Source organism: Methylobacterium sp. CB376, assembly GCF_029714205.1.
GTDB lineage: Bacteria > Pseudomonadota > Alphaproteobacteria > Rhizobiales > Beijerinckiaceae > Methylobacterium.
The window spans coordinates 4,586,204-4,599,445 of record NZ_CP121648.1 but is presented as its reverse complement, the minus strand read 5'-3'; the positions used below and the strand labels follow the sequence as shown (position 1 = coordinate 4,599,445).

13 protein-coding genes and 1 pseudogene are annotated in these 13,242 nt (G+C 69.5%); 12 read left to right on the top strand and 2 right to left on the bottom strand.

Annotation, left to right across the window (positions count from 1 at the left end; translation table 11 throughout):
* Positions 1-2: 2 nt before the first annotated feature.
* From QA634_RS20950 to QA634_RS20910, 9 genes are all read left to right on the top strand, one after another.
* On the top strand, positions 3-236 hold the full coding sequence (locus QA634_RS20950; RefSeq protein ID WP_012333874.1) for a tail protein X: 234 nt from the start codon (positions 3-5) through the stop codon (positions 234-236).
* A 13-nt stretch (positions 237-249) separates the two neighbouring features.
* On the top strand, positions 250-1,326 hold the full coding sequence (locus QA634_RS20945; protein ID WP_012333873.1) for a phage late control D family protein: 1,077 nt from the start codon (positions 250-252) through the stop codon (positions 1,324-1,326).
* A 52-nt stretch (positions 1,327-1,378) separates the two neighbouring features.
* Complete coding sequence (locus QA634_RS20940) at positions 1,379-1,873, top strand: hypothetical protein (protein ID WP_236728729.1); 495 nt, start codon at positions 1,379-1,381, stop codon at positions 1,871-1,873.
* Positions 1,874-1,880: 7 nt separating this feature from the next.
* The gene (locus tag QA634_RS20935) at positions 1,881-3,845 is read left to right on the top strand and encodes a hypothetical protein (RefSeq protein WP_012333871.1); all 1,965 of its coding nucleotides are present in this window, start codon (positions 1,881-1,883) and stop codon (positions 3,843-3,845) included.
* Between the two features lie 75 nt (positions 3,846-3,920).
* The gene (locus tag QA634_RS20930; RefSeq protein ID WP_012333870.1) at positions 3,921-4,313 is read left to right on the top strand and encodes a hypothetical protein; all 393 of its coding nucleotides are present in this window, start codon (positions 3,921-3,923) and stop codon (positions 4,311-4,313) included.
* Positions 4,310-8,425 carry a tail fiber domain-containing protein gene (locus QA634_RS20925; RefSeq protein WP_012333869.1) on the top strand — a complete coding sequence of 1,372 codons (4,116 nt, stop codon included), beginning with the start codon at positions 4,310-4,312 and terminating at the stop codon, positions 8,423-8,425. The genes QA634_RS20930 and QA634_RS20925 overlap by 4 nt, the downstream gene beginning before the upstream one ends.
* Complete coding sequence (locus tag QA634_RS20920; protein ID WP_012333868.1) at positions 8,422-8,703, top strand: hypothetical protein; 282 nt, start codon at positions 8,422-8,424, stop codon at positions 8,701-8,703. Before QA634_RS20925 ends, QA634_RS20920 begins: the two co-directional genes overlap by 4 nt.
* 73 nt (positions 8,704-8,776) lie before the next feature.
* The gene (locus QA634_RS20915) at positions 8,777-9,004 is read left to right on the top strand and encodes a hypothetical protein (protein ID WP_012333867.1); all 228 of its coding nucleotides are present in this window, start codon (positions 8,777-8,779) and stop codon (positions 9,002-9,004) included.
* Positions 9,005-9,119: 115 nt separating this feature from the next.
* Positions 9,120-9,722 carry a hypothetical protein gene (locus QA634_RS20910; protein ID WP_012333866.1) on the top strand — a complete coding sequence of 201 codons (603 nt, stop codon included), beginning with the start codon at positions 9,120-9,122 and terminating at the stop codon, positions 9,720-9,722.
* A 208-nt stretch (positions 9,723-9,930) separates the two neighbouring features.
* Here the strand turns inward: QA634_RS20910 and QA634_RS20905 are convergent, their stop codons facing one another.
* Positions 9,931-10,353, bottom strand: coding sequence for a MucR family transcriptional regulator (locus QA634_RS20905; RefSeq protein ID WP_012333865.1), 423 nt, complete (start codon positions 10,351-10,353; stop codon positions 9,931-9,933).
* 237 nt (positions 10,354-10,590) lie between these two features.
* Positions 10,591-11,037: pseudogene (locus QA634_RS20900) on the bottom strand (MucR family transcriptional regulator).
* Positions 11,038-11,539: 502 nt separating this feature from the next.
* Between QA634_RS20900 and QA634_RS20895 the strand changes: the two are divergent.
* The 3 genes from QA634_RS20895 (at position 11,540) to QA634_RS20885 (ending at position 12,988) form a co-directional block, all read left to right on the top strand.
* A complete protein-coding gene (locus QA634_RS20895) occupies positions 11,540-12,025 on the top strand; it encodes a hypothetical protein (protein ID WP_012333864.1) in 486 nt (161 codons plus the stop codon).
* A gap of 86 nt (positions 12,026-12,111) precedes the next feature.
* Positions 12,112-12,633, top strand: a complete 522-nt coding sequence (locus tag QA634_RS20890; protein ID WP_265576396.1) for a hypothetical protein — start codon at positions 12,112-12,114, stop codon at positions 12,631-12,633.
* Positions 12,623-12,988 (top strand): hypothetical protein, encoded by a 366-nt coding sequence (locus QA634_RS20885; protein WP_012333862.1) that lies wholly within the window; start codon positions 12,623-12,625, stop codon positions 12,986-12,988. Before QA634_RS20890 ends, QA634_RS20885 begins: the two co-directional genes overlap by 11 nt.
* Positions 12,989-13,242 lie beyond the last annotated feature (254 nt).

The window sequence follows — 13,242 nt, the reverse complement described above, 5'->3', positions numbered from 1 at the left end:
CCATGTCCCAGACCGTCATCGTCAAGGACCGCCGGGCGGTCCTGGACCTCCTGCTGTGGCGCGAGCACGGCCGGGCCGGGGACACCTCGGCCATGCTCGCCGCCGCCCTGAAGCTGAACCCGGGCCTCGCCGCCCGGGGCCCGGAGATCCCGCTGCTGACGCCCGTCGTCCTGCCGGACCTCCCCGCGGCCTCCGCCGCCACGACCCGCAAGGTCGTGAACCTCTTCGACGACTGACCGGAGCGCACCGATGGTGCTGGCAACCGCGTGGCGGGTGACCGTCAACGGAAACGACGCCTCGGACGCGATGAACCCCTACATCACGGCGATCGAGGTCGTGGACAAGGCGGGGGGCTCGTCCGACAGCGCGACCCTCGAATTCGATGACACGGACGGGCAGGTGCGCCTCCCGTCCAAGGGCAACCCGGTCGAGATCGCGCTTCAGGGCGTGATCGTGTTCAAGGGCGTGGTGGACGAGGCCGAGTCGAGCGGCGCGCGCGGCGGCGGCATGACTCTGTCCGTCTCCTGCAAGTCGGTCGACAAGCGCGGCAAGACCAAGCAGAAGCAGCACAAGCACAAGGACGACGCAACCTTAAAGGAGTTTTTGGAGCAGGCGGCGAAGGACGCCGGCCTCTCCGGGATCAAGGCCGACAAGACTTTGGGCGCGATCAAGCGCCCCTACTGGTCAACCGAGGGGCGCTCCTTCCTCCAGCTCGGGCAGGAGCTGGCCGAGGAGTTCGGCGCGACCTTCAAGATCCAAGGCAACCAGGCGGTCTTCGCCGCCCGCGGGGGCGGCGCGACGCCCGGCGGCGGCACGATGCCGAGCGTCGAGGCGACCCGGCCCGGGAACCTCATCTCCTGGAAGATCACCCCGAAGGAGACGAGGCCCCGCTACGCGAAGGCCCGCGTCCGCTGGTACGACCGGAAGGAAGGCAAGTGGAAGCAGGAGGACGTGGAGATCGGGGCCTCGCCCGGCGCTCCCGAGGTCTTCGATTTGCCGACGGCGCCCCGGGCGACCAAGGATCACGCGACCGACGCGGGCAAGGGCCGCAAGGCCGAGAGCGAGCGCGAGGGCGGGTCGGGCGAGGTCACGATCCTGCTGGAGGTCGCCGCCAAGGCCGAGGGCACCTGCGTCGTGAGCGGCTGCCGCTCCGGGGTCGACGGCACCTACCGGATCGAGAGCGTGACCCACAAGGTCAGCCGGTCCGGCGCCGAGACGACCCTCTCCCTGAAGCAACCGCAGGGCTCGGCCGGGAGCGACGAGCGCTCGTCGGACGGGGAGTCCGACAGCTCGTCCTCGGGGAACACCGGCTCCGGCTCGCCGTAGGGCGCGCCGGGCGCCTCTCTGCCTCTTACCTGACGGGTTTCCGATGGCGACGATGCTTTACACTGTTCTGGCGGCCTCGGGCGGCTGGGTCGCGGGCCAGGAGGTAGTGATCGGCTCGGAGATCGCGCTGACCGACGAGGAGGCGCGGTACGAGGTCGACTTCGGGGCGGTGGCGCCCACCGGGCGCGAGCCGCCCCAGCCGCCGCCCGTCCCGGTCATGCAGGACGGCGACCTGATCCGCACCATCCGGGGCGCGAACAACCGGGACGTGGTGGCCACCTCCTTCGAGAACTGGCTGGTGCGGCCCGGAGGCGCGCTCGCCGCGGCGCTGGCCGTCTTCGAGGCGGGTCTGGCCCAGGCCCTCGCCAACCAGATGCCGCCGATCATCAAGGTCCTCGCCAAGACCGCGCCCCCGGCCCCCGCGGACCTCGCGGACGGGCAGTGGGCGCTGATCGCGGACAGCTCGACCACCCCGGCGACCTTCACGCTCGCCGCCCGGAGCGGCGGCGTCCTGACCACCTTCGTCCTGAACCCCCCGGCCATCTGAGGGCTCCATGCTCCGTCGTCTTCTCCTGGCGCTCGTCGCGCTCGCGGCGGGCCTGCCCGCGCACGCGGCCGATCTGCGGCGCTACACGGCCCCGGGCGCGATCCCGGCCCTGACCGGGGCCTATCCGCTCGGGACGGCCGAGGTCGCGATCAACGTCGCGGACCGGAAGCTTTATTATCGCAACGCGGACGGCTCCCTCGCGGACGGGACCCTGCTGCGCCCGATCGCGCCCGCCAAGACCTGCATCGAGACGGGCGACTGCTCGGGCCTCTCCGCCAAGCCGGCCGGCGCCACCGCGATCAACACCATCGAGACGCTGCTGGGCCGGGCGACCTACATCTCCGACTTCATCCTCCCGGGCGAGACGACGATCGACAATGCGCTCGCCCGCGCGGTCGCCAAGTTCAGCAACAACGGCGGGCGGATCATCTTCCCGTCCCAGACGAACTGCTACGCGCTATCCGCGCCGTTCTCGATCCTCAAGAGCAATATCACGCTAGATGGCGAGGGAATGAACCCTTCGTGCATCAATTCGACCTTCGACGGCGATGTCATTAAGGTGGGGGATGGCACTCCATCGATCGTTCCCGCGCATACGCGGATCAGGAATATCAACTTCACGTCGTCCATTGCTCGGACGAGCGGCGCGAACATTGCTCTCCGTAACAGCTACAACACGCAGATCGAGAACGTGGCCTGCGCGGTCAACGTCTACGTCTGTGTGGACATCTACGGCGGCCCGAACGCCTTCCTGACCCGCATCACGGACCTCGTGGCGGGCGGCGGCTACGTCGGCATTCGGATCGGATACAACGACCTCGGCACCTACGCCGCCGACGTAATGGTCACCCGGCCGACCATCGGGTCGATGTCCCGGGCCGGCGTCGAGATCCGCCACAGCGGCGGGGTCCAGATCACGGGCGGCGATGTTCTGTCCAACGGGCGGGGCATCCTCATTACCCCACAGAACGGGCAGAACATACAGGCCGTTCATGTCGTCAATACGTACATCGACACCAATTCCTACGAAGGTATCCTGATCGACCCACAGGGAACCGGGGTCGCCGCCACCTTCATGTTCAACGGCGTCTGGGTGGCGACCAACGGTCAGCAGACCGGATACCCCGGCATCAGGGTCAAGGGGACCGCGCAACAGACGAGCGGGATCAGCTTCTTCGGCGGGCGCTCGATCAATAACGGCGGCGAAGGGTTCCGCCTCGAAGGCGGTATCTACGTCGACGTGGCTAGTATGCAGATCGGCTTCAACTCAAGGAAGACGGAGAACACTTACTCCGGTTTCTACGTCGCCCCCGGCGTCTCCAATTGGAGCCTGAAGGGCGGCCGCGTCGGGCCGGTCTACGGCATGAGCGCGAACGTCGAGACGCAGAAATACGGGGTCGAAATCGCTCCGGGAGCGAGCGATTTCTTCTCGGTCGAAGCCGACCTCTCGGGCAACGTGACCGGACCGATCTCCAATCAGGCCACGGGCTCGCACCAGATCGTCAACGCCATGGGGGCGCACTGGACGTACATGGGCGGCAACGCGGGCTTCGGCACCCGGAGCCCGGCGAACAACCTGACGGTCGCCTGCTCGCCCCGTCCCTTCTCCGACGCGCAGGCCGGCGGGGCCTGCGCGCAGTTCGGGGTCGGGTCCGGGGCGAGCACCGACGACGCGATCTTCGCGGGCGTCCTCTCCGGCTCGTATGCCTGGATCCAGGCCGCCAAGCCCGGGACCGGGACGCGCCCCCTGATGGTCAACCCCAACGGCGGCGCGGTCGCCCTCGGGCGCTCGGGCATGTCCCCGGCCTCGACGGACGGCTGGCCGGCGATCCCGGTCACCGCCGGGGCACCCGTTGGCACGCCTACCGGCATCCCGGCCGGGTTCGCGCCCATCCAGGCCGACAGCTCCGGCAACAAGCTCTGGATCTACCTCAACGGAACGTGGCTCTACGTCGGCACCGCCGCGCCCTGACCCCGCCATGACCGCCACCGCACCCCGCGCGCCGCCCCTCGGGCGGCGCGCCCATCCGCACGCGACGAGGCCAGCATGACGACCCGCATCCTTGAGCTGCCGCTTCTGACCACGAAGATCACGACGGCGCTCAACGAGGACTGGCGGGACGCGCTTCAGTTCCCCGACGCCGACAACACCCCGATCCCGCTCGCCGGGATGGCCTTCCGCGGGACCTTGCGCGAGTCGGTCGACGGGGCCGCCTACTTCTACCTTGCCAGCTCGGGCGTCCCGACCCCGACCGGCGTGCCGCGGGTCGACCTCCTGGTCGTCGGGGACGGGACCGTGCTCGGGATCGTCTGCCCCGTCACGCGGATGCGCTCGGGCCGGGCCGGGACCTACATCTTCGACATTCGCGCCTTCGCCGACGGGGTGACCCGCCGCTGCGTCAACGGCACTGCCACGATCGAGCGGGGCGTCGACAGGTGATCACCGAGATCATTGTCACGCGCCCGGCTCCCGGCCGGGCGGCGGGGCAGCCGTTCGCGCCCGGCTTCGTCGGCCCGGTCGGGCCACAGGGGGAGCAGGGCCCGATCGGCCCGCCCGGCGCTCCTGGCGAGCGGGGCGAGAAGGGCGACACGGGCGAGCGCGGGCCGATCGGCCCGCCCGGCATGACCCGCGCGGCCGACATCGCGGACGCCTCTCCGTCCGGCCTCGCGGTCCTGACCGGGGACGCGGCGGCCGGCGCGGCGGCCCTCGGCCTGGGCCCGGAGGACGCGCCCGCATTCCGGGGCGCCTACCTCTCGGGCCCCCTGGTGTCGTCCTACGTCGACGGCTTCGAGTTCGACGCGCGGACCGGAGAGCGTCACCCCTGGGTCGCGCAGACCGGAACCGGGCGGAACATCTATGCCTGGGTCGCCTCGACCGGGACGGGCGTCTACGACAGCCTCGCGGGCAACGTCTACGCCTGGGACGGCTCGACCTTCGCGGTCACGGGCTCCCTCACGACGCCCGCGGTCAACGTCCTCTCGATCGACGCCAGCGCGCTCGCGAAGAACCCCTGGCTCGCCACCGTCGCGGCCGGGCGGAATACCTACCAGTACGTTGGCGCGAGCGGCGTCGGGATCTACGACAGCCTCCAGGGCAACGTCTGGGGCTGGAACGGGACCCAGTTCATCGTCGGCGGCGTCCTGACCGCGAACGCGGTCAGCGCGGCCGGCCCGCTCACTTCGAGTGCGGTCGACATCATCCGCGCGGACGCGACCGCGCACGAGGTCCACCCCTGGGTCGTCACCGTCGCGGCGGGCCGGGACACCTACGCCTTCGCCAGCGCGGCATCGGTCGGGGTCTACGACTCGACCTACGGCGACGTCTGGTACTGGACCCCGGCGACCGGGTTCCACGTCGGCGCGACCATCGTCTCTCCCGCCGTCGACGTGCTGAAGGCGGACGCGCAGGGCCGGACGGTCAACCTGTGGCTCGCCCAGACCGCGACGGGTCGACAGGTCTACCAGTATGCCGGCCCGGCCGGGGTCGGCGTCTACGACTCCCTGACCGGCAGCGTCTGGGGCTGGAACGGCTCCACCTTCGCGCTCGCGGGAACCGTCTCGGTCGTCAACCTCGTCGCGTCCGGGACGATCAGCGGGAGCTTCTCCGGGTCGCTCGCCGGAAACGCGAACACCGCGACCAAGCTCGCCACCGCGCGCACGATCAGTGCCACCGGGCATGTCTCCTGGTCCATCTCCTTCGACGGGGCCGGGAACGCCACCGCCGCGGCCACGGTCGCGATCCCGGCGGTGCAGGTGACGGACAGCACGGCCCCGGGCCGGGCTGTCCTGACCGCGGCCAGCGCGGCCGCGGGGGCCTCTGCGCTCGGCCTGGGGGCCACGGACGCGCCCTCCTTCCAGGGGGCCTACCTGTCCGGGCCGCTGGTCAGCAGCTACGTGGACGGGCTCCAAATGGACGCCCGGAGCGCGGAGCGGCATCCCTGGACGGCCCAGATCGCCACCGGCCGGGACATCTACGCGACCGTCAGCTCCGCCGGCACGGGCGTCTACGACAGCCTTGCCGGGGCGGTCTGGTTCTGGAACGGCTCGACCTTCACGGTCAACGGCACGCTGACCACGAGCGCGGTCAATGTCCTGTCCGTGGACGCCTCCGCGACCGCGAAGAATCTCTGGCTCGCCACCACGGGCACGGGTCGACAGGTCTACCAGTACGCCTCGGCCTCGGGCGTCGGCGTTTTCGACAGCGCCTCCGGCAACGTCTGGGGCTACGACGGGACCACCTTCACGCTCGCCGGGACGGTGTCAGTCACGAGCCTGACCGCGAGCGGCGCGATCACCGGCAGCCTCTCGGGCAACGCCAGCACCGCCTCGAAGCTCGCCACCCCGCGCTCGATCGCGGCCTCGGGGGACCTCTCCTGGTCCGTGTCGTTCGACGGGTCGGCCGCCGCCTCCGCGGCGGCGACCCTCGCGACGGTCAACAGCGCCCCGGGGAGCTTCGGCTCGGCCTCGACCTCCGTCGCCCTGACCGTGAACGGCAAGGGCTTGGTCACGGCCGCGAGCGCCACCGCCATCGCCATCGGCTCGACGGCGATCACGGATAGCAGCACGCCCGGGCGGGCCGTCCTGACCGCCGCCTCCGCGGCGGCCGGCGCGACGGTCCTGGGGCTGGGCACCGGCAACAGCCCGACCTTCACGGGCCTGTCCCTGTCCGCCTCGATCGCGACCACGGCGGTCGACCTGATGACCCTCGACGCCCGGAGCGCCGAGAAGCACCCCTGGGTCGCGCAGACCGGCACCTCGCGCAACGTCTATGCCTTCGTGTCCTCGTCGGGGACCGGGGTCTACGACTCTCTGGCCGGGACCGTGTGGGCCTGGAACGGGAGCACGTTCACGGTCGGCGCGACCCTGACGACGGCGGCCACGAACGTCCTCTCGGTCGACGCCTCCGCGGCGGCCAAGAACCTCTGGCTCGCGACCACCGCGGCCGGCAGGCAGGTCTACCAGTACGCTTCCGCGAGCGGGGTCGGCGTCTACGACTCGACCTCGGGGAACATCTGGTCCTGGGACGGCAGCCTGTTCACGGTCGCCGGAACGCTGGTCGCCACCCTCTCGGGCAACGCCGCGACGGCGACCAAGCTGGCCGCGGCCCGGTCCATCTCCGCGACCGGGGACCTCTCCTGGTCGGTCAGCTTCGACGGCTCCGCGAACGCGACCGCCGCCACGACCCTGGCGACCGTCAACAGCAACGTCGGCTCGTTCGGCTCAACGACCGTCGTGCCGGTCATCACGGCCAACGCCAAGGGCTTGGTGACGGCGGTCGGGACCGCCTCGATCGCCTTCCCGGTCACGTCCGTGGCCGGGAAGACTGGAGCGGTCGCCCTGGCCCAGGCCGACATCTCCGGCCTGACCACCGGGAGCAGCCCGACCTTCACCGGGCTCACGCTCTCCGCGGCGATCTCGTCCAGCGCGTCGGACATCATCGCTCTCGATGCGCGCTCCGCGGAGAAACACCCGTGGAACGCCCAGGTTGGCACCTCGCGGATTATCTACCAGTACGCGACCGCGACTGCCGTAGGTGTCTGGGATACCACCAACGGAAGCGTCTGGTCCTGGAACGGCTCGACGTTCGCTGTCCCGGCGTTGTCGGCGGCGGTGGCCTCGTTCTCCGGCCTCGTGACCTTCAGCACGTCCGCCAACTTCACGGGCGGCACGGCGAGCTTCCAGGGCACGACCGGCGCGATGGCGACTTCGAGCGGGAGCCTCGCCCGCCTTGAAATCAAGAGCAACGGCGCATCGACCGATGCGGCGTATATGCAGTTTCACCGCTCCGGTTACTATGCCGCTTACTTCGGGATCGACGCCGATAACTATTGGAAAGTCGGAGGATGGTCCGCGGGTGCCGTCGCTTACAAGGTATTTCACGAGGGTTATCGCGACCCGACGAAGGCTGATCTTACGGGCGCGTCGTTTGCCGGCGCGGTCAGCGCGACCGGCCTGCTCTCGGCACTCGGCACGACGGCCGGCGTCTACCTGCAGGACCGCGGCGGCGGCTCGATCAATTGGACGCAGTACGGCAGCAGCGGGATTTTCCGCTGGTACGACGGGTCCCAGGACCGGCTGTGGCTCTCCACGACCGCCCTGACCCCGAACACTGCCGGGGGGCTGACCCTCGGCAGCAGCGCGAACCCCTGGAGCACGGTCTACGCCCAGGTCGGGTCGATCAACACGTCCGACGCCCGGGAAAAGACCGAGGTCGCCCCGCTCGCCCCGGCCGAGGTCGCGTGGGCGCAGGATCTCGCGTCCGAGATCGGAACCTTCCGCTTCCTCTCCTCCGTCGCAGAGAAGGGGGGCGGGGCGCGCCATCACGTCGGCCTGACCGTCCAGAGGGCGATCGCGCTGGCGGAGGCCCGCGGGCTCGACCCGCGGGCCTACGGCCTCGTCTGTCACGACGAATGGGAGGGCGGGGACCGCTTCGGCTTCCGCCCCGACCAGCTCGCCCTGCTCCTCATCGGGGGGCAGGTGGCGCACATCGCAGCCCTCGAAGCGCGCCTCGCCGCCCTCGAAACCCGCCAACCTAAGGAGAGAGGACCATGACCAAGTTCGAGCAGGCGACCGCCATCCAGCAGCGGGCGCAGCAGATCATCTCCGGCCTGACCGTGGTCAAGGCCACGGCGGGCTACCCCGGCCCCGGCGTCACGGACGTCCCGATCGAGGTCCGCGTCGGCGGGATGGGGACGCTCGCCGTCTACCAGCCGGCCGAGGCGGCCAAGGCCGACGCCCTCTTCGCCCAGGTCGAGGCGGCCCTGGCGCCGATCCGCGCCCGGGTGGCGTCCGACGCCGAGGCTGACCTCGCCGCCCTCTTCGCGAGCTAACCGCCCGTCCCATCCCCCCGCCCTCACAGCCGCCTCCGGGCGGCTTTTTGCTGCCCGCTGCCCGGAGGTCCCCATGCCGTCAGCCCTTCTTCTGGTCGCCCTGGTCTGCGCGGCCGGGACGCCGATCGATGCCTGCACCCCCGAGGTCGCCCTTGACCAGCTCTCCCGTCCCTGCGGGGCCGCGAGCCCGGCCGTCTGCCTGGGCGAGGGGGAGACGCTGCTGGCGAGCGCGGACCCCAAGGCCCTGAGGGGCCTGACCGTCCGCTTCGTGACCGTCCAGCGCGGCAAGGGCGCCCGGTGATGACCGCGCCCGCCCTGGCGCTCGCGGTGCTGCTGGCGGGCGCCCCCTTTCGATCGGCCCGGCGCTCTCGGCCGGGCCTCCCCGCCCTCCCGGCCCCCTGATCCCGAGGCTGTCCATGGACCAGTCCATCCCCGCCCCCGCGGCGCGCCTGCTCGACTTCATCGCCTCGAAGGAGGCGCCGGAGGGGTACGGCACCATCTACGGCAATAACCAGCGCAAACTCCCGACGCCGCTGGTTCAGATGACGATCGCGGACGTGATCGCGAGCGGAACGGCCTGGACGAACCGCTTCGGCTCCAGTGCAGCCGGCAGATACCAGTTCATGAAGGCGACCCTTCAGGGGCTCGTCAGGGAACTTGGCCTCTCCGGCAAGGAACAGTTCTCGCCTGATCTTCAGGATCAGCTGGGGTTCCACTTGCTGAAGCGGCGCGGCTACGAGAAGTGGGCGGCCGGCAAGCTGACCGACGTCGCCTTCGGGCTGGCGCTCGCCCAGGAGTGGGCGAGCTTCCCGGTCCTCGCCCCGACGACCGGCTTCAAGCGCGACGTTGCACGCGGCCAGTCCTTCTACGCGGGGGACGGGCTGAACAAGGCGCTCATCTCCGCCGAGGCGGTCGAGGCTGCGCTGGTCGCCGCCCGTGCGGCGCCGAAGCCGGGCGCGACCGACGCCCGGGTCACGCCGAACCTCTGCCCCGCGTGCGGCAAGGCCTTGGCGGGCTGAGATCCCGCGAGCGCGCCCCGGCATCGAAGTACGTCTACACTATGTCATTGGTCGATTGTCGTGCGGGCCGCAGATGGGGCTCTGCAGTACGGTTTTCACGCCTTGCTCGCGGAAGGAAGACGGCGTCGAGGTCACGGTGACTTCGCCGATCCGGCCGACAGCCCCGGAGGCGGACCGCGGCACCGCCAACGAGCAGGCGGGCGCGGCGCTACCTGCCCTCGCTGCTCGCGGGGCGGCGAGACTGGCCGAGGGCGAGGCTCTTGGCGAGTTCAGAGCGCTTAGCGGCGTAGTTCGCGGCTACCATCGGGTAGCCGTGCGGAAGGCCCCACTTCTTCCGGTATTCGTCCGGGGTTAGACCGCGGATGCCGAGGTGTCGCTTGAGCGACTTGTAGGGTTTACCGTCCTCAAGGCTGATGATGTAGTCCGGCGTCACCGTCTTCTTGATCGGCACCGGCGGGACCAGCGGCGCGGGCTCAGCGGCTGGCGGCGCGGAGAGCTGGTTTAGCGCGCCGTTCACGGAGGCGATCAGCCCCGGCAGGTCGGCGACCGGGGTCGCGTTTTTCGACACGTAGGCGGCGACGATCGCAGCTGTCAGCTCGACCGCGTCAGCGCCGCAAACCTTCTCTCTCATATCGGCTACCTCTGTTGTAGCTTTGAACGGCATGTAAGCGCGCTGGATCGGCAATCGAGTTGGAAAAGTCAAGTGCGATAGCAATCGTTGCCACACGACTGCGGCATGTAGCCGTTATGTTCTCTCTCTATCTTTGGACTTCTTTTGGTACGCAGAGCAGGGATCGATCACTCTCGGCCATCTTTCTCCTCCCGCGCTCGCGCTGGCGGGAGGGGCGAGCGTATCGGGGTGCACGAACTACTTAGGCTTATCCTTTGCTCCTCCTCGACGACGGACCCCAAGGCCTATGCTCTTGGCGAGTTCAGAGCGCTGGGCCGCGTAATTTGGCGCTACCATTGGGTAGTCTCTGGGCAAATCGTACCTCTGTCGATACTCGGCTGACGTCAAACCTTGCCTCGTGAGGTGCTGCTTCATCGATTTGTACGACTTTGCGTCGATGAAGCTGATCAGAGCGTCCGGCGTGATGGACCTTCTGACCTGGGCCGGGGTCACCTTCGGCGTCTCCTCAACTGGGGGCGCCTCAGGCTTTCCGAGATCACCGAGAGTGGCCCCGACGGAAGCGATTAGGTTTGGCAGATCGTCTGGTCAAACCAAATTGTTAGACCCACAGGCAATTACAATACCAACAACTACAATTATAGTTTCTTTGACTCCAGCATCGGCAGACTCCGAGTTGACGTTCATGTAATTGTCCTGAATTCTTTCCACTGGCTTTCTCCGCAGCGCGTCATCAAGGACGTTAGCGTCAAGTCGTTCCGCAAGGACTGGACCGAGGTCGACGGGGTCGTCGAGAGGGTCGTTGGCACCTTCAGCGCCTTCGTGCCGCCGCTCTCCGGCGTCAGCGCCAGCTCGCTCTGGGCGGTCGGCCGTAGAACAACCTTCCATGTCGGGCGTGTTACAATGGCGCTGAAGGCAGAAAAGTGGCCTGTGATCGGCGGGCGACAACCGATTCGAAAAATAACATCCTATGATGATCCGAATCTTCGGCGTATTCACCGGGCTCTGCTCGAAAGCGGCCCCTAGAATGACCAAGTCCATTGAATTTTGACCCACGATGGGCATGAAGAGACGAGGCAGTCAGGCCGATAAACTCAGGATCAACTCAGCTAGACCTGCTCGATCCTGACCTTCTGGCATCCCGCGCCGCCGGGTGATGCGGCACACCCCTCCAGCCCAGAGATCCCCCATGATCCGCCTGCCCCTGCTCGCGGCGCTGTTCGCGCTCGCCCTCACCGCCCCGGCCCTGGCGGCCGACACGACCGTCAGCTTCGACGTGTCCAGCTGGATCAAGGCCGGCAGCGACATCGCGACCGCCTTCCTGGTCCCGATCCTGACCGGCGTCCTGGCCAAGGCCATCGCGCAGTACGCGCCGGTCCTGGGCCTGATCTTCACCCAGGCGCGGATCGAGACGATGGTTCGGAACGGGATCGCCTACGGGACCAACGCCGTCGCGGGCGCCGCCCCAAGCAAGCCCCTGACGGTCGACCTCGGCTCCCAGGTCATCGCATCCGGCGTCCGCTACCTCCAGGCCCACGCGCCCGCGGCGATCATCAGGGCGGCGGGCGGGCCCGACGCCCTCGTGCCTCTCCTGTTCCGCGCCCTGCCCTTCGACGCCTCGGCCAGCGAGGCGGCGGTGCTCGACGCCGTGAAGCGGCAGCTCTCGGCGGCATGATCGAGATGCCCTGGCAGATCCCCCCGGCGGCTCCGCTCCCCGGTGGGATCGCCGCGCGCCCGTCCCGTCGCGAGACGGAGCGGGCGGTGATCCGGGCGCTGTCCCAGCTCGACCCGTCGCTCGCCCGCTGGGCGCGCGCGGAACGGCGCCGGGCGGCGCTGCTCCGGTTCCTGGTCGGGATCTGGGGGCATTTCCGGCTCCGGGCGACGGAGTGGTTCGCCGCGGCCCTGCTGCTTCAGCTCGGCTGGACGTTCGGGACGCCGCCCGACATCTTCCCGTGCCAGCCGACTTGGGCGCTCCTCGCCCGCCTCGCCCCCGAGGGAACCTGGGGGGCTCTCATGCTGGCGGTCGCCGGCCTGCGGATCGCAGCCCTGACGGTGAACGGGACCTACCGAGGGTTCCGGTTCTCGCCCCACATCCGCGCGCTGACAGCGTTCCTCGCCTGCGGTCTCTGGCTTCAGGTCACGCTCTCGGCGTGGAGTTCCCCGGTCCCCGGCGCCGCCTGCGGGATCTACAGGCTGATCCTGCTCATGGAGCTGTGGAACGTCTGGAGTTCCGGACTCGACGTTGGCTATGCCGAGCGGAGACGCGCACTCGATGCCGCCTGAAGTCCAGACTGCCATCGCGGCGCTGCCGCCCTGGCTCCAGGGGATCGCCAGCGCCGTGATGTTCGTCGTCGTGATCGCCATCTGGCTCTCCGCTTACCGGCGCGGGGGCAAGGAGGCGGACGTCCCCCCCCACCCGATCGACCCGGCCGAGCTGCTGGCCGCGGCGCCCGTCAAGGCGCTGGTCGAGGCGCTGGTCGCGATTGCCGAGAGCACCAAGACCCAGGCGGAAGCCGTCGAAGCGCTGCTGGCCCTGATCCGGGCCGACTACGAGGATCGCAAGCTCGAGCGTCGATTTCGGGAGATGCAGGGCCGCAATGGCGGGGGCCAGCCGTCCGGCGGCTGGGGCGCCCCTTAAGGGGCGCCCAGGCCCTTCTCTGGCTCATCCGCGGCCGCCCTGGGCCAAATCTGGGCCGTCCAAGGGCATCCTGGCGAACGGGAAAGGGGCGCCCCGTAAGGGGGCGCCCCGTGCGACATCTGGCCTTCGAGGCCCCTGGCCCCCTGCCCTGACCGGCAGGGGGCTTTTCGGGCGTTTCAGGGCTGCGCCCGGAGGTGACTCCGGGCCAGCTCGCGCTGGTCGTCGTCCACGACCCAGGCGGTGTCGTACAGGCA